The sequence below is a fragment of the Marinifilum fragile JCM 15579 genome (assembly GCF_001310955.1).
Classification (GTDB): Bacteria; Bacteroidota; Bacteroidia; order Bacteroidales; family Marinifilaceae; genus Marinifilum; species Marinifilum fragile.
Genome location: NZ_BAZX01000024.1, coordinates 46,489 through 64,255, shown reverse-complemented (window position 1 = coordinate 64,255; position 17,767 = coordinate 46,489). Strand labels below are relative to the sequence as shown.

The window sequence follows — 17,767 nt, the reverse complement described above, 5'->3', positions numbered from 1 at the left end:
CTCCATTCACAAATTCAAAACTCACTACTCCTGAATCCTCAAAATCCGTTAATTCTTCATGCTTAAAATCTTTAAATATTCCCTTTACATTTTTGATATCACCGAATAACCAATACATGATATCTATAAAGTGAGAGAACTGAGTAAACAAAGTACCTCCATCCTCATGCTGTGTTCCTCTCCATGAATTGGGTTGATAATATCTTTCATCCCTGTTCCAAAAACATGACATTTGAACCATATGGATTTTCCCTAACAGTTCCTGATTAATGATTTCTTTTAGCCACATTGCGGGAGGAGAGTAACGATTTTGTTTCACAACAAAAATATGTCTAGAAACTTCAAGTGATTTGTATAGCATTTTCTCCGCTTCAGACTTACTTAAAGCCATAGGTTTTTCACAAACTACATGAAATCCCATATTCAGTGCCTCAATCGTAATTTCTGCATGCAATCCATTAGGAACACAAATGTTTAGCACATCCATCTCTTTATGTTGACGTAGCATTTTTCCATAATCCCGATAAAATGGAATTCCGGGGATAAATAGTTCCAGCTCTTCCAAAGGCAATAAGTCACAACAAGCAACTATTTCAGCATCTCTGTTACACCGAATCATTTCCAGATGTCGTTTTCCTATATGCCCCAAACCAACAATCCCAAACTTAATCTTTCTCTTTGTTTCCATCATCATAGATCTTTAATCAATCGCACCATTCTTCTTACAAACCACCTGATCCTGAATTAGATATTCATCACCAGTTTCTTTACAAATTGCAACGCCACTGTCATTAAAATATAACCTGTGTCCAAATTCACTTACCCATCCAATTTGCTTCGATGGATTTCCAACAACCAAGGCATAATCTTTTACTGGTTTTGTAACAACAGCACCAGCTCCAACAAAAGCATATTTACCAATTTCATTTCCACATAATATGGTAGCATTTGCACCAATGCTTGCCCCTTTTCGAACCATGGTTTCTTTATATTCGTCTTTTCGTATCACCGCTGATCTGGGGTTGATTACGTTGGTAAAAACCATTGAAGGACCAAGAAAAACATCATCTTCACAAATCACACCGGTATAAATTGAGACATTGTTTTGAACTTTTACATTTCTCCCTAAAACAACACCTGTTGAAACCAACACATTTTGTCCAAGATTACAATCTGCACCAATTGTACATCCACTCATAATATGACAAAAGTGCCAGATTTTTGTTCCCACACCAATGCTGCAATTATCATCTATTACAGCTGATTCGTGTGCAAAATAGTCTGTTTCCATCGTGAATCTCTTTTTGTAGCAGTAACCATTGACAACATTTTATCCATAATTTCCTCAATTGAGTCTGTAATATATTTCAACTCAATTCTATTCATTTCAGTATGAATAGGAAGAGACAATACCCTTTCGCTCAACTTCTCTGACATTGGTATGCTGCCTTTAGGATATTGATCAGAATAATATGCTTTCTGAAGGTGATTAGGAACAGGATAATATATCATGGTAGGAATTCCTCGGTTTTTCAATTCCAACTGCAGGCAATTTCTTACATTGTTAATATTGAACCTGTCACTTAAATCTATTTTTAAGGTAAACTGATTGTAAACATGTGTCGAATTTCTCGAACATATTGGAGTTGATATTCCTCTTACACCCTTTAGTTTATCTCGATAAAATTGAGCCACCGCTTTTCTTTTCTCGGTGAATTCATTCAAGTGTTGTAGCTTAACTCTTAAAATAGCCGCCTGTATACTATCTAATCTTGAATTACAACCTATTATATCATGATAATATTTTTGTTTCTGGCCATGATTAGCCATCATTTTAATGCGAGCAGCCAATTCATCATCGTTCGTGAATAAGGCTCCCCCATCTCCATAACACCCCAGGTTTTTGGATGGAAAAAATGAGGTGGTTCCAATATCTCCTATCGTTCCTGCCTTAACTGATCTTTTGTCAGAGAAAAAATAGTCAGCACCAATTGCCTGAGCAGTATCTTCCACTATTCTTAAGTTGTATCTATTGGCAATTAGGAGGATCTCTTCCATTTCGGCGCATTGTCCAAATAAATGTACAGGAATAATTAATTTTGTTTTGGGATTTATTTGTCTTCGCAGATCATGCAAATCAATAGTAAAAGTGTGTGGGTTTACATCCACAAATACAGGTTTAAACCCAAGTAGGGAAATTACTTCAACTGTTGCTGCATAGGTAAATGATGGAACAATTATCTCGGAATCTGCTGGTAATTCAAGAGCCATAATGGCCAATTGCAATGCATCAGTCCCATTTGCACAAGGAATCACATGCTTAACTCCAATCCAGGTAGCCAATTCTTCTGCAAAACTTTCAACGTCCGGGCCATTTATAAACTTCCCAGATTGCAGTACACTATTTATCGCAGGATCAATCTCATTTCGTAATCTGTCGTACTGCCCTTTCAGGTCAACCATCAGAATTTGTCTTTTCATCTGAATCTATATTTGTAAAATTTTGAGCACAGTATTGCAACACCATATCACAGATTGGTGAACTAAAGATTAAATTTCAGGAAGTTTTAAGGGAGATGAAAGGGTTTTCTCTATTTGAGGAAAATTTGGGCAATACTTCGTTTCCTCAATCCCATTTAATTGTAAAATAGGATGAATTTGCTTCTTTCTAGAAAGAAACTTAAAATAGTATTATTGAAATTGTTATTAACATTCATGGTAAAGTAATAATTCTAATTTTTGAGGAATGAAAATCTCAATTTCAATACTCAGTGATCCAGATTTTCTTGCGTTCTGAATTTCATAAGTAATACAATTTCCTACCATTTTAAATAAAAGTCAAGATTGAGTTATTATATTTCATTTTTTTAGAAGAAACTTTTATAAATCATCAGATTAGCTACATAAAATACACATATAGCTCCATAAGAAAACTTAAACAAATACAAGTTTTTCCAGAGAAATCGATGTTCTATTTATCTTTGGTATTTTGAAATATGTGGATTTGAGTTTGAAATTCCTTTTAGTTTGGATAGAATTTTTTTATTCTTGATTTTATTAATGAAGTATTTTCTTTTAAAGTTGATCTTATATAATAACTCTTCGAAAAAACTACCTTCTTTCCAAATTTCATCTTTCTTTGCTCTTAATTCCTTATAGATACTTGGAATAATACTCCATTTATTGTAAAAATAGATTTCATCCAGCCAATATATTTTACCGCGGCCTTTTTCTTCAACTTGCTTCTGAAGAAGGTTAACATTTTCCTGGATATCAAATTCCAAATCATAAAGCTCTTCTGACTTTGTTCTTTTGTTGTAGATATACTTAAAGTTGTTTTTAATTACAGCCAACTTTCGGTTTTCTTGCAAATAATATTGAGTATCAATAAATATACATTCTTGCTTTGAAATCTTATTATCCAGAATAATTTCCATTAATTGAGTATGACTTGTTGGAAAATCTATAGTATTCATACCATCAATTCTAGGAGTTATTAAAGGTACATGTACTCCCTCTTCATACAAATGAAAACCGTAAACCGGTACGCCTTTAGACATGTTCATATGCCCATGATCTGATGTAATGTAAATAGAATCATCATTATAATATTTACGCATTTCGCCAACAAAAAAATCAAACATATCAATATCAGAATCATAACATGATGCACCAAATAAAACATGAGGAAAATGAATCCACAAAAAGGCTTTCTCCTCTTTTACTTTTAGAACCTCCTCTACAATTCGATTAACAGTATCTTTAACAGTTTTATCTTTTTTACTTACTTTTTTAATAGGTTCTGCTCCAACTCTTTGTTCTATATCCAAATTATGAAAGCAGGTTTTATCTCCATAAATTTTTGTATAAGGAATTACATTCCGAGACCAGCTTTCTCCCCAAAAAATATGACAAGCATATCCACGATCTTCCAATATTCTAAACAAGGAGTCTCCTTTATAATGTTCTACTTCAGTAAATTTTTTACGGTCCATTTCGTGGCAATATTTACCTGTAAACATTGAAGAATAGGACATTGCAGAAGTGGCTGCTGCAGTATAGTGTCTTCGGAAAACGGTTCCCTTTTCTGCTAACTCATCAATATTGCTGGTTTTCCATATTTGGCCGCCATAACAACCTAAAGCTGCTGTTCTTAGTGTATCTTTAGAAATGAGAAGAATTTTTTCCTTCATAAGAGAACCTGTTTATAATAATATCACATCACCACAAGGAGAATTAATCAAGGTAACCGATATGTAAGTTGGTTTATCAGTACAATTACAAGTATTACCTCTATACAAGTTCAGAACAAATTCTTTATAAAGCAAATATCAATTTGAAAGTGCTACTTATTAACAAATGAAAGTAATGTAGAAAAAAAGAGGCTATATCAATACTGAAATAGCCTCTTTATTATATTTTAAGATTTTCTTATTTGTATTCGTAAGCACCAGCATCTAAACCTGATGAATTCCTTCTGTTGTTTTCCTTATCAAATTCCGGAAAATCATTAATTCCTGTCGCAAAATTCAATGCCTCAGCATTTGATTTCAAATGAAAGTTTCTCGCATCAAAATCAATAAAACCGATGTCTTTACTACTATATAAGTTTTGCATTTCTTGAAAATGGAATTAGAACTGGAAGAGTCAATATAAGTATCATCTCCATCTGTTCTAATTAGGATATTTCCGTAAGACACTAATTCACTAGATAGCGACTTCCATGAGTTTGCATAAACAACAGGTTTATTATCTGATAACATAGTATTAAAACGAACCGTTATATTACCTAAGGGAGAATCTTCATTCGATAAATAAAGAGTAATTGCATTCTCATAATTATCAAATATTACATTATTCTCTATTAGTAAGGTACCATTAAATGCAGGATGATCGCTAGAGAAAGCTATACCACTAGCTCGTCCATTATATATTTTATTTTTTGAGATTGTGCCATACGATCGCACACTGATACCTAACCCTTTACCATCTAATGACCCACAATTAAATATTGTATTATCTTCTATAAGGAAATTTTTACCACATAAATATATTCCATGGGGAGTATGTCCTTCTACATCAACAAAAGCAACATCGTGTATTTTATTATTGATACACTTTGTATTAGTATGACCTTCACCGGCAAATATTCCTATACCTGCAACATCGTAAATTTCATTTCCTTCAATCGTAATATTATTTGAATTTTGACCTGCTTGCAGGAATATGGCATGTGAATTTAAATTTCTGAAGATACAATCACGTATTATAAGCTCATCCACAGTTTTAATAACAAGTGCAATATCATCAATATTTTCGAAGGTACAGTTCCTTATTAGCAAACTATCATTTTCATGGCCATCAATAATCAAAGTTTCATTAAACACTTTATTTTCAATTGTAGTTCTGTTACCATCTTTTGAAGTATCATCACTACTATTACCTTCTTCGGTGTTACCTTCTTCACTGGTATTATCTCCAGTACTATCATCGCCATTATTCACATCTTCATTTGTATCAACCTCCTCTGTTGGATTTTGATCTTCTACAAACTCGTCATCACAACTTGCAAAAGAACACCACATACTTAATATCATTATAATCGCAATCACTTTTCTCTCTACTCTCATGAAAATTGTTATTAAGATAGTTTATTTTTTATTTAAATTTTTCACAATACAATCCTTTTCCAAACGATTAGTTTAGATCACAATTCAAAAATATTAGCTCCAATATCCTTTCGATTAGAGCACAAATTTTGTTGTATTGTACCAAATTATTTATGCTGGTTTAGATTTTGCCCAAATGTGTAGAATGTTAAAAAACAACTCAATTTGAGATTGATAAGCACCATTATTGTTGCTTCTTATTTTGGGTATCTTTTTATTTGGGAAACAAGTTTTAAAGAATTCAATAAATGATAATTCCCTCTTCTTTATTTTTGTCATTTGTATTTTATTAGACGTTATTCAACTTCACGATTCATTTAGAGATTTCTGTGCCAAAAAAATGACACACATACATTCATTACTCAACACCATTTTTAACGAGCGCAATATCTGAATGTTACAAAAGTTTAAGAGTTCTTAATCAGTCTATTTCCAAATAGGCTGATTTTCAAAGCTGTAGAAAAGCTCCACAATTCGTGGATTCATTCCTCTTTTCTTAATCTATTGTTATTCAAGCACAAATATAAACTCTGATATTTTAGAACAATGGGAATGCTACCTGATTTTTATCATTTTTGCATTAATTTAACATTTTTTAGTTCGGATTGTTCCGAACTAATACTACATTTGCACTGTCTTAAAAATTAACAAGGATGAAGAACCAAGTCGATTTAGAAAAAAGGAAGAAAATATTAGTAGAAAGCTACGGACTGTTTATGGAAAAGCAAGAAAAAATGGCTCCTATAGCAGCACGAATCTTTGCGACACTCCTTATAAACAAGGAAAACGGTTCTACTTTTGACGAATTGGTCAATTTCATTGGAGCTAGTAAAAGTACAGTTTCTACAAATTTGAAAACACTTCAAAAAAATGAAATTATCACCTATCACACAAAACCTGGTGATAGAAAAAAATATTTCACCTTAAACCCTGTTGGTTTCTTGACCAGAATTAATGAGAGCATTAAAATGTATAGAACCGAACAGAAATTATTAATTCAAGTTAGAGAGTACAAGAAACTAGCAAATGAGGTGTCAAATGATAAAAAGTACACCATCGATCATGATATGCCTTATTTAGATTTTTTAACAAACACAATCAGCCTTTTGGAACAACTTCACAAAAACATTGAAGCCAAATGTTCACTTTTCGATCATTTTTCTAAATAAATTTTGACATTATAAATTCATAAAACTTGACGCACTCATAGTTCGTTTACGCTCGAACTTACCAAACCTAAGATTATTTAAACATTAGGAATTACCAAAAAACATTAAAAATCAACATCCCTAAAGTTCGTTTCAGTCCGAACTTTTAGAACTAAAAGAATATCACATGAGAAAAAACTATTTATTCGCTGGTATTATAATCCTCCTACTAGGATTTACATCATGCAAAAAAGGAAATCAAGCTCAAGCCGGACATGGCCCGATGCCTTTTCCTGTTCAAACTGTTGAAAAGTCCAATGTCACTACATATAATGAATATGCAGCCAATATTGAGGGGATGCAAAACATCAAAATCAGACCAAAAGTAGATGGATTCATTGATGAAATTTATATCGACGAAGGTGATCAGGTAACAAAAGGGCAATTACTTTTTAAACTTAGCGCAGAAACCTTAAGCCAACAGGTTAAAGCTGCAAAGGCAAATATTAAAGTGGCCGAAGCTCAAGTCTTTTCAGCACAGGTGGAAGTTGACAAAATTACACCGCTGGTTGAAAAAAACATTATTAGTTCCATTCAGCTTAAAACTGCAAAAAGCAATTTGAATGCTGCAAAGGCACAGCTAGCTGCTGCAAAAGCTCAGTATCAAAATGCCAAAGAAAATCTGGATTATACAATGATCAAAAGTCCAGTTGATGGCATTATTGGAAGCTTGCCATACAAAGTTGGAAGTTTGGTTGGACGTACCGAAGCTAAACCTTTGACTACAGTTTCAAACATTAAAAATGTATATGCCTATTTCACACTGAATGAAAAGCAATTATTACAATTTAATCGCCAATTAAATGGTAATACTGCAAATGAAAAAATCAAGAAAATGCCAGAAGTTGAGCTTGTATTAGCCGATGGTTCATTGTACGATTTCAAAGGGAAAATTGAAACAATTAACGGAATGGTAAATCCTAGAACAGGAAGTATCAGCTACAGAGCCATCTTTCCTAACCCTAATAATCTTCTTAGAAGTGGTATTAGTGGAAAAGTGAAAATGCCATCCAACATGAATGACATTGTTTTGCTTCCTCAAAAAGCAACTTACGAATTACAAGGAAAAAAATTCGTTTACCTGGTAGGGAAAGAAAACAAAGTAGAATCGAAGGAGGTAATAATAGCCAATACTATTGACAATCATTTTGTTGTGAAAGCTGGAGTAAACCCTGGTGAGCAATATGTCATTGATGGCTTGATAAAACTTCGTGATGGTATGCAGATCATCTCAAAAGGGACAATCGCAAGCAGAAGGTAATGTTGCCTTTTCTCAAAAGTAAGCAGTTCTTTCAGTTTTAAAAATTAAACAAAAATCATGTTAAGAAGATTTATTGAACGGCCGGTTTTATCGACCGTAATATCCATACTTATCCTAATTTTAGGGGTATTGGGACTTACATCTCTGCCAAGGGAACAGTTCCCGGAAATTGCACCTCCTACAGTGCAAATCTCTGCAACCTACCCTGGAGCAAATGCGGAAACATTGCTAAAAAGTGTTGTTGTACCTATTGAAGAAGCAGTAAATGGTGTTGAGAACATGACCTACATGTCTTCAACCTCAAGTAATGACGGAACAGCAACCATTAGTGTATACTTTGAATTGGGAACCAACCCGGACATTGCAGCTGTAAACGTACAAAATCGTGTAGCAACTGTAAATAGTAAACTGCCTCAGCAGGTGATTCAATCCGGGGTAACCACCAAAAAGGTTCAAACTAGTGTGTTGATGTTCATGTCTCTGTACTCAGAGAATGATGATTTTGATGCCACCTTTATTGAAAACTATGCTCGTATCAACCTAATCCCAATGGTTAAAAGGATTAATGGAGTTGGTGATGCCAATGTTTTTGGTTCACGAGATTATTCCATGAGAATCTGGTTGAAACCTGAAAAAATGGCTGCCTTTGGCTTAACACCTCAGGACGTAGTAGCTGCTTTAAACGAGCAAAATCTGGAAGCTGCTCCCGGTAAGTTTGGAGAAAATTCAAGCCAATCATTTGAATATGTAATTCGCTATAAGGGGAAACTTTCTACTCAAGAAGAGTATGAAAATATTATTCTTCGCTCTGAAGGAAACAGTGATTTTCTAAGATTAAAAGATGTAGCAAAAATTGAACTTGGTGCATTTAGCTATGCAACAATGAACATTACGAATGGAAATCCATCTGTTGCCATTGCAGTATATCAAACCTCAGGCTCCAATGCTCAGGAAATTATCAAGGAAGTAGAACGTACCTTGGAAAAAGCAAGTGTCGATTTTCCTAAGGGAATCGGTTATGTGATTCCTTTTAATACAAACGACTTTCTTGAGGCTTCTATTTCAAAGGTAATTTCAACATTAATTGAAGCATTCCTTTTGGTTTTCCTAGTGGTATTCCTTTTCCTACAGGACTTTAGATCAACACTGATTCCAGCAATTGCTGTTCCTGTGGCGATTGTCGGCACCTTCTTTTTCCTGAATCTTTTTGGATTCTCGATTAACATGTTGACTTTGTTTGCCCTTGTATTGGCCATTGGTATTGTGGTTGATGATGCCATTGTTGTTGTGGAAGCGGTTCATGCCAAATTGGACAATGGAGCAAAAAGTGCCAAGAAAGCTACGGTATCTGCCATGAGTGAAATCACTGGTGCGATTATCTCAATCACCCTTGTGATGTCTGCAGTGTTTATTCCGGTTTCCTTCTTGAAAGGACCAACAGGTGCATTCTATCAACAGTTTGCAATCACCTTAGCGGTAGCCATTGTCATTTCAGCAATCAACGCATTAACATTGAGTCCTGCCCTTTGTGCCTTGCTATTGAAACCTCATAATCCAAGTGAAGATCACAAAAAAGGATTGATGAATAGATTCTATACATCTTTCAATACAGGATTTGATGCAATCACCGAAAGGTATACCAAGTCAGTGAAGTTTCTTATCAATAGAAAATGGTTAGCTGGAGCAATACTGATTGCCTTTACTTTATTGGCAGGATGGTTCTTTAAAACCACTCCTACAGGCTTTATTCCAAATGAAGACCAGGGGATCATCTTTTGTGATATCACTTTGCCTCCAGGAAGTACTCTTGACAGAACTGCCGAAGTAGCAGGAAAGGTGGAAAGCATCATTGAGGAAATTGATGTTGTGCAGGAGCGTATGTTCGTGATTGGATTTAGTTTGATGAGTGGTTCAAAAGGTGGATCGAAAGCATTTGCTGTTATCAAGCTTAAAGATTGGCACGAGCGAAAAGAAGATCACCAAAAAGTAAATGCCATAATCGGACAATTGTTTGGGCGTACTTCAGGAATCAATGAGGCTAGAATTTTGTTCTTCGCTCCTCCTACCGTTCGTGGTTTTGGTAACTCTGATGGTTTCGAAATGAGGCTGCAAGATAAATCGAATGGCTCATTTGACGACTTAATGGCAAAAAGCGGACAATTTCTGGGCGCATTAAATCAACGACCAGAAATTAAATATGCCATTACTTCTTTCAACACTGGTTTCCCTCAGTACGAAATGGAAGTAAATGTTGAGAAAGTAAAAGAAGCTGGTATTTCTCTTAACGGACTGTTTTCAACCCTTCAGGGATATTACGGAAGCTGGTATGCAGCCGATTTTAACCGCTTTGGTAAGCAATATCGTGTGATGATTCAAGCTTCGCCTGAAGATAGAGAAACCATTGAATCGATGAACCACGTATTTGTTCGTAATGCGAATAATGAACTGGTTTCGGTAAGCCAATTCGTGAATATGAAAAAGGTAAATGGTCCTGATGTAGTTAACCGATTCAATTTGTTTAACTCAGCAACCATTAATGGTAATGTAAACCCAGGCTACAGTACTGGTGATGCAATTCAAGCCATTCGCGAGGTAGCGGAGCAAACTCTTCCTTCAACTTATGGATATGAATTCTCAGGAATGACCCGCGAGGAAGAAAAAGCAGGTAACCAGGCAGTAGTTGTTTTTATATTGAGTTTGATTTTTGTCTATTTCCTTCTTGCTGCGCAGTACGAAAGTTATATTCTTCCATTCTCAATTCTATTGTCACTCCCTATCGGGATTTTTGGAGCCATATTCTTTGTAAAGCTTATTGGTTTGGAGAACAACATTTATTTCCAGGTTGCCTTAATCATGTTGATTGGTTTGCTAGCGAAGAATGCCATTCTGATCGTAGAGTTCGCTCTTCAGCGTCGCAGACATGGAATGGAACTATTGCAAGCTGCTGCGGAAGGTGCAAAAGCACGTTTGCGTCCGATCCTGATGACATCCTTTGCCTTTATTCTTGGTTTGATGCCATTGATGCTTGCAAGTGGTGCCGGAGCAGTGGGGAACCGTTCCATTGGTACAGGAGCCGTTGGTGGTATGTTGATAGGAACTGTATTTGGAGTATTTGTAATTCCTGCCTTCTTTGTGATTTTCCAAATTATTCAAGAGAAAATTAGCGGAGCTCCAAAAGTTGAGGATACAGAAGAGATTAAAGTTGAAGAACTGGCTAAGGTTCAATAATTAGAGTACGATCAATGAGAACAAAGAAAATTATATATGGAATGGTATTTTTAGCTTTTGCTACAACAAGCCTGCAATCTTGCTTTGTAGCTAGAAAATACCAACAACCTGATATCGAAATTCAGGATCAATACAGAAATTTATCAACAACTGATTCGGTCACATTAGCCAACATGCCTTGGGAGGAATTATTTACAGATGCCAAGCTCAACAACTTGGTTCGTGAGGCACTAAATTCCAATCTTGATCTTCTGATGGCAGTGGAGAAAGTTAATGCTGCTGAAGCCTATTACAAGCAAGGGAAAATGGGCTATCTCCCATCCTTGAACTTGGGTACCAACGGTGGAAAATACGAATTGTCAGACAATAGCATGTCTGGCGTTTCGGCTGGAGGCAATAGTCCAAGCTATGAAAACTACCAGCTAAACGGCACCATTTCGTGGGAAGCAGATATCTGGGGAAAGATCAGAAGCAACAAAAGAGCCTCTCAGGCGGCTTACTTACAGTCTGAAGCATCAAGACGAGCTATTGAAAGTGCGTTGGTTGCCAACATGGCTTCCGCTTACTATCAACTAGTAGCACTTGATGCACAAGTTGAAGTGGCTACCAAAACGGTTACCAACCGCAAAGAGAGTCTGGAAACCATGATGAGCCTGAAAGAGGCCGGACAGGTTACCGAAGCAGCTGTTAAGCAAACTGAGGCGCAATTGTACAGCACTCAAATTTTATTGCTTGACCTGAAACAAAACGTATCGCTATTGGAAAATACTATCTCCATTCTTCTGGGAAGAGCTGTTGGTGATATCAATAGAGGTAAGTTGGCAGAACAAGAAATCAATATCCAGCTGGAAACTGGTTTCCCTGTTCAATTGCTTAGCAACCGTCCGGATGTAATGGCGGCAGAATTTGGATTAAAGAATGCTTTTGAATTAACCAATGTTGCGAAAAGCAATTTTTACCCAAGCATTAGCGTGAGCGCTTCAGCCGGATTTGAAAGTTTAAAATTTGAAGATTGGTTCAATTCTTCTTCCATTTTCAGTAATGTAATTGGAAACTTGACTCAACCGCTTTTCAACAAAAGAAATATCAGAACCCAGTATGAGGTGGCAAAGGCAAAACAAGCCGAGGCAAAATACAACTTCAAGAAAGCTTTATTAACTGCCAGCAAAGAGGTATCGGATGCCTTGTACAGCTACCAAACAGAACAGGAAAGATATGAAATCAGAAAGCAGGAATTGCAAGCTTTAACCGATGCGGTGAGTTACTCTGAGGAACTCCTAAACAGCGGATATGCCAATACAACTTATCTGGAAGTATTAACAGCACGAAGCAATGCTCTTTCTTCTGAGATTAACATGATCAATTCAAAATTCAACCAGTTAAACTCCGTGGTTGAGCTTTATAAAGCTTTAGGCGGAGGCTGGAAACAAAAATAAAGTGGGATGAAGTGACCAGATCAATAGTGGGTATAAAGATTGTTGGTGGTTCTTCAATCAAAATGATCTGGTCACACTTTTATCGTATTTTACCTTTCATTTAGCATATCAATTACAGCATCGGTTCATTTTGAATTGATGCTGTTTTATTATAAGGTCTTCAACTTTTAAAATCCAAAAAACATTTATCTTCGTGACATAAAAAAGCAAGATATGTCAGATAAAATCATACGTTGGGGAATTATTGGTTGTGGAAAAGTAACTGAAATCAAAAGCGGACCAGCTTATCAGAACACTCCAGGATTTGAACTTTTAGCCGTAATGCGTCGTGATGAAAACTTATTGCGCAGTTATGCACAAAGACATAACATCTCAAAATACACCACAAATGCCGACGAAATAATTCATGATAGTGATATTGATGCAATTTATATTGCCACTCCTCCCGAATCTCACAAAGAATATGCTTTAAAGGTTGCTGAAGCCGGAAAAATTTGCTGTATCGAAAAACCAATGGCTCCATCCTACTCCGACTGTATTGAAATTACAAGTACTTTCGAAAAAAAGAATTTACCTCTTTTTGTTGCCTATTACCGACGTTCACTTCCGCGGTTTAATAAGGTAAAACAATTGATCAATGACAATTCAATTGGCCAAATAAGACACATTAGCTGGCATTTAAGTAAAGCACCAAACCCATTGGATCTATCAGGAGAATACAATTGGCGCACCGATAAGCAAATTGCTCTCGGAGGATATTTCGACGACTTGGCTGGTCATGGCTTAGATCTGTTCACTTTCTTGCTTGGTGATATTGAAAACGCATCTGGAATCGCAACAAATCAACAAAAACTCTACCCTGCCAAAGATGCCGTCGCAGCTTGTTGGATACACCAGAATGGAATAACCGGAACCGGAAGTTGGAATTTTGGCTGTAACACCCGAGAAGATAAGGTTGAAATTTATGGAGGTAAAGGAAAAATGACATTTTCCGTTTTCGATGAACTACCTATCCAACTAGAAAATGAAAACGGTATTCGAGAAGAATTCATCGAGAATCCTGAAAACATACAACTATATCATGTTCAAAATATGAGAGAACACTTGCTTGGAAAGCTTAATCATACATCTACAGGAAAATCAGCCAGTCATACTGCCTGGGTAATGGACAAGATTTTAGGTCGCTTATAATAAGAGAATGATTCCTTTTAACTCCTTAATCATTTGATTTATGATATCCCGGATAAGCGGCAGCTCTTCCCGGACATTGGGGTAAGACTTCCCGGACAGGAATGTGATATTGCCAGATGGTCAGGAAGGACTTACAAGTGGTATGAAACAAATAAAACAATCAAAATAAAAAGGAACACTCCAGCGGTAATGATAGCTTTACGGTTGGCTATACCGAATATGACATCTAAATAATCAAACAACAAAGCTTATCCCATTCGCCTGCTTTTCTCATAAATAACCAGGCACAAAAAAAGCAGCTCATAAGAGCTGCTTTCTTTATTCTAGATGCCAATTAATTAGCTTTTCTTCACTTTTTCAAGCTCTGCAGCCAATTGATCAACCAATTCATCTAATTGATTAATAACTGCCATAATAGTTTCTGGTTTCGACAAATCAACACCAGCTTTTTTCAATTGCTCCATTGGGAAATCATTACCTCCTGATTTCAATAGGGTAATATATCTTTCCAAAGCATCTTGTCTATCCTTCTTGTTACCTTCCATTACATCCTTGTACAATTTAGCCGATGAAGCAAAACAAGTTGCATACTGGTATACATAGAATGGTGAATTGTAGAAGTGAGGAATTCTTGTCCAAGGGTAGTTTGAATACTTTGTTTTTTCAGTTGCATCACCATAATACTCATTGGCAATATCTCCCCAAACATTAGTCAACACATCAGCATTTACTGGTTTTCCTTGTTCTACCATTGAGTGAACCTGATATTCGTAATCAGCAAACATGGTTTGTGCATAGAAAGTACCAATAATACCTTCAATAGCCTGAGTTAACAAAGCAATTCTTTCGTTTGGATCTTTGGTATTTTGCATCATGTGATCCAACAACAAACGCTCGTTAAAAGTAGATGCAACCTCTGCTACAAAAATTGTATAACCATGAGTAGCAAATGGCTGATTTTCGTTAGAAAGAGTAGTATGCATTGTATGTCCCAGTTCATGTGCTAAAGTAAACACATAATCCAAGGTTCCATCGTAATTCAATAGCATGTATGGGTGAACACCGTATACTCCTGCTGAAAAAGCACCAGAACGCTTTCCTGGATTCTCATAAACATCCAACCAACCACTTTCAGTGGCTTTTTTCAGTTTAGCCTGATACTCTTTACCCAAAGGAAGCACTGATTCTGTTACCACTTTAACCGCATCTTCATAAGGATAATTCTTACTATAATCTGTCAAGCTAATAGAACCATCAAAACCATAATATTTTTCAAGACCAAGAACTTTCTTTCTCAATTCGATATACTTGCGCATTGGAGCAGTGTTTTCCTTCACTGTCTTTATCAGGTTCAAGTAAACATCCTTAGGAATGTTATTTCCTTCCAATCTTGCATCTAAGCATGATTCATATTTTTTAGCACGAGCACCTGCCCAGTTTGCCTGTACGATACCATTATAAATAGCAGCATATGTATTCTTGTTTTTGTAATACACATCGTACAATGCTTCGTAAGCTTTTTTACGATCTTCCTGGTTTAGGTTGTTGGTAACAATTTGTGAGTAAACACCTGGAGTAACTTTTACCTTTTTACCATCAGACAATTCCACTTCCTGGAATTCGATATCAGCCGTAGAGATCGCTTTAAATACACTACCAGCAGTACCAGTTACCTGTGAGTAATATGATAGCAATTGCTCCATTTCTTCGCTAAGAACATGCTTTTGTAAACGATACATGTCCATTAAATCGAATTTATGATCTTTCAAAGCAGGATTAGAAGCAACCCACTCTTTCATTGTTGCTTCTGGAATTTGGATCATTTCAGGAGAAATCCAAGCAGTAGCCACTCCAAATTGAGCGAATAGCAATTGAACCTGCTGAAGCTTAGCCATTAGCTCCATATTTCTTTGATCAACTGTACTTTGGAAAGAAACGAATTGGTACACTTTGTAAGCCTTCTTCATTAAATCTTCCTGAATCTTCAGCATTTCTGCTAAGTTTTCAGAACTTTCTCCCAGCTTGCCCTTAAAGCCTTGAATTTTTTCCATATCCACGGAAATAGCTTTAAAATCGGCTTCCCAAGCTTCCCAATTTTCGTAGATATCAGAGAAATTCCATTTGTATTTCGCTGGAATTTCTTCTCGCGTTTTATAATTTACCTGTGCTGTAGCTTGCCACACAGTACATGAAATAAGAAGAGCTAAAGTAAAAATTCTTCCTATACTCCTTAGTTTAGTGTTCATTTTTTAAAAGTTATTAATAGTTAATTTTTTCCCATTAAGGCAAATATATGGCGATATTACCTGATTTTATGTCTGGATAACATTCAATCTTGTAAATTTTAGATCATTGAAGATATTCTCCGATAAGCAATGCATTTAGCCAGATGTAATAATGTTTTGGTCTTTATAAATATGTCTTTGCTATAAAAGCCCTATATACATTTTAGATATGCTATTAAACTTATCCAATAAAGTAAAACTCTAAAACAAAAATCTTAATATTGTCAACAGTAAAATAACACAACATATCATGTCAGAAAATTACAAGTTCGTTCAGAATACAAAATGTGAATATTTCCCATGCCATAAAGTTAAAAACGAAGCAGATTTTAACTGCTTATTCTGCTTTTGCCCATTGTACATGTTGGGTGACAAATGTGGTGGAAACTTTACCTATACCGATAATGGCATTAAAAACTGTAGCGAATGCACCTTGCCGCACTCAAAGAATGGCTATGATCATGTAATGAGTAAAATGGGTCTGGTTATGGAAAAGGGGAAAAAGCAAGATTAGAAAAATCCAATAACAAAAGAGTCAGTTAAACTGACTCTTTTGTTATTTTTAAGGTTCAAATCAAAACAGGAATCCTAATGAGTGAAGTCAATATACCCAGATATAATTTCAACAATAGAAGTACCAAATTGGGCTTAGAAATAATTCCTTTGCAAAGAATATTAAAACATTCCCAAAAGAATAATCACAAAGCGCATCGATTAAACTTCTATCAGATATTAATCTTTACCAAAGGAAGAGGTACGCACGAAGTAGATTTTGAGAAGATAGCTTATTCTGAAAACACAGTGATCCCAATTGCAATGGGACAAGTCCAGCGTTTTTCTGCCAATGAACAAACCGAAGGATTTGCTGTGGTGTTTACTCCTGATTTCATCATCAAAGGAGGAGCCGATTATCAATATCTTTATGACTACACCATTTTTACACATTCATTAAAACCCATCAGCAATTTTGCCAATAAGGAAGTATATGCGCTCTTAGATGAAATGATTGCAGAGCAAAGCAAAGATTTACAATTTGACACAGCTGAATATCAACGTAATCTTCTTAAAAATTTCTTGATTCAGATAGAAAGAAACAAGCGCGAAAGAGTAGATATTATATGTAATGACTCTTTTGCCATATATATAAAGTTCAAAAAAATCGTTGAAGAAAAAGTATCCTATAAACTGCGAGTAAGTGACATTTGCGATGAACTAAAAGTTACTCCAAAGCAACTAAATGCTGCCATTAAATTATATGTAAGCACTAATACCAAGCAATTTATAGAAGATAGATTGGTGCTGGAAATTAAACGTTTATTGGGCTATACTGCCCTTTCCATAAAAGAAATAGCATACAAAATTGGTTTTGAAGATCCTACCAACTTTACCAAGTACTTTAAATCAAGAGTAAACATGCTTCCTTCTGAATATCAAAAAACAACATTAAAACAGTAAATTCTGATTTTACCATTCATGTGAACTTTTTTAC

Annotated in this window: 13 protein-coding genes; 7 read left to right on the top strand and 6 right to left on the bottom strand. The window is 35.5% G+C overall.

Features of this window, described 5'->3' with window-relative positions; all coding sequences use genetic code 11:
• From JCM15579_RS15400 to JCM15579_RS15380, 5 genes are all read right to left on the bottom strand, one after another.
• Positions 1-688, bottom strand: a 688-nt coding sequence (locus JCM15579_RS15400) for a Gfo/Idh/MocA family protein (RefSeq protein ID WP_054721362.1), incomplete at its 3' end; no start/stop codon positions are given.
• A gap of 12 nt (positions 689-700) precedes the next feature.
• Positions 701-1,291 carry an acyltransferase gene (locus JCM15579_RS15395; protein ID WP_054721360.1) on the bottom strand — a complete coding sequence of 197 codons (591 nt, stop codon included), beginning with the start codon at positions 1,289-1,291 and terminating at the stop codon, positions 701-703.
• On the bottom strand, positions 1,255-2,481 hold the full coding sequence (locus JCM15579_RS15390; RefSeq protein ID WP_245625936.1) for a DegT/DnrJ/EryC1/StrS family aminotransferase: 1,227 nt from the start codon (positions 2,479-2,481) through the stop codon (positions 1,255-1,257). The genes JCM15579_RS15395 and JCM15579_RS15390 overlap by 37 nt, the downstream gene beginning before the upstream one ends.
• A gap of 494 nt (positions 2,482-2,975) precedes the next feature.
• Positions 2,976-4,193 carry a sulfatase-like hydrolase/transferase gene (locus tag JCM15579_RS15385; RefSeq protein WP_054721358.1) on the bottom strand — a complete coding sequence of 406 codons (1,218 nt, stop codon included), beginning with the start codon at positions 4,191-4,193 and terminating at the stop codon, positions 2,976-2,978.
• A 357-nt stretch (positions 4,194-4,550) separates the two neighbouring features.
• Positions 4,551-5,630: a right-handed parallel beta-helix repeat-containing protein gene (locus tag JCM15579_RS15380; RefSeq protein WP_054721355.1), complete on the bottom strand. Its 1,080-nt coding sequence runs from the start codon at positions 5,628-5,630 to the stop codon at positions 4,551-4,553.
• Between the two features lie 692 nt (positions 5,631-6,322).
• Between JCM15579_RS15380 and JCM15579_RS15375 the strand changes: the two genes are divergently transcribed.
• The 5 genes from JCM15579_RS15375 (at position 6,323) to JCM15579_RS15355 (ending at position 13,993) form a co-directional block, all read left to right on the top strand.
• The gene (locus JCM15579_RS15375; RefSeq protein WP_054721354.1) at positions 6,323-6,838 is read left to right on the top strand and encodes a GbsR/MarR family transcriptional regulator; all 516 of its coding nucleotides are present in this window, start codon (positions 6,323-6,325) and stop codon (positions 6,836-6,838) included.
• 166 nt (positions 6,839-7,004) lie between these two features.
• The gene (locus JCM15579_RS15370) at positions 7,005-8,138 is read left to right on the top strand and encodes an efflux RND transporter periplasmic adaptor subunit (protein ID WP_054721352.1); all 1,134 of its coding nucleotides are present in this window, start codon (positions 7,005-7,007) and stop codon (positions 8,136-8,138) included.
• Positions 8,139-8,195: 57 nt separating this feature from the next.
• A complete protein-coding gene (locus JCM15579_RS15365) occupies positions 8,196-11,366 on the top strand; it encodes an efflux RND transporter permease subunit (protein WP_054721350.1) in 3,171 nt (1,056 codons plus the stop codon).
• 14 nt (positions 11,367-11,380) lie between these two features.
• On the top strand, positions 11,381-12,802 hold the full coding sequence (locus JCM15579_RS15360) for an efflux transporter outer membrane subunit (protein ID WP_054721349.1): 1,422 nt from the start codon (positions 11,381-11,383) through the stop codon (positions 12,800-12,802).
• A 213-nt stretch (positions 12,803-13,015) separates the two neighbouring features.
• Entirely contained in the window at positions 13,016-13,993 is a 978-nt protein-coding gene (locus JCM15579_RS15355; RefSeq protein ID WP_157471508.1) for a Gfo/Idh/MocA family protein, read from the top strand.
• A 338-nt stretch (positions 13,994-14,331) separates the two neighbouring features.
• Here JCM15579_RS15355 and pepF read toward each other — a convergent pair whose 3' ends face one another.
• Positions 14,332-16,239 carry an oligoendopeptidase F gene (gene pepF / locus JCM15579_RS15350; protein WP_083464715.1) on the bottom strand — a complete coding sequence of 636 codons (1,908 nt, stop codon included), beginning with the start codon at positions 16,237-16,239 and terminating at the stop codon, positions 14,332-14,334.
• Between the two features lie 289 nt (positions 16,240-16,528).
• Here pepF and JCM15579_RS15345 point away from each other — a divergent pair, with 289 nt between their 5' ends.
• Both JCM15579_RS15345 and JCM15579_RS15340 read left to right on the top strand, forming a co-directional pair.
• Positions 16,529-16,792, top strand: coding sequence for a cysteine-rich small domain-containing protein (locus JCM15579_RS15345; protein WP_054721345.1), 264 nt, complete (start codon positions 16,529-16,531; stop codon positions 16,790-16,792).
• Positions 16,793-16,869: 77 nt separating this feature from the next.
• Positions 16,870-17,733, top strand: coding sequence for an AraC family transcriptional regulator (locus JCM15579_RS15340; protein WP_054721343.1), 864 nt, complete (start codon positions 16,870-16,872; stop codon positions 17,731-17,733).
• Positions 17,734-17,767 lie beyond the last annotated feature (34 nt).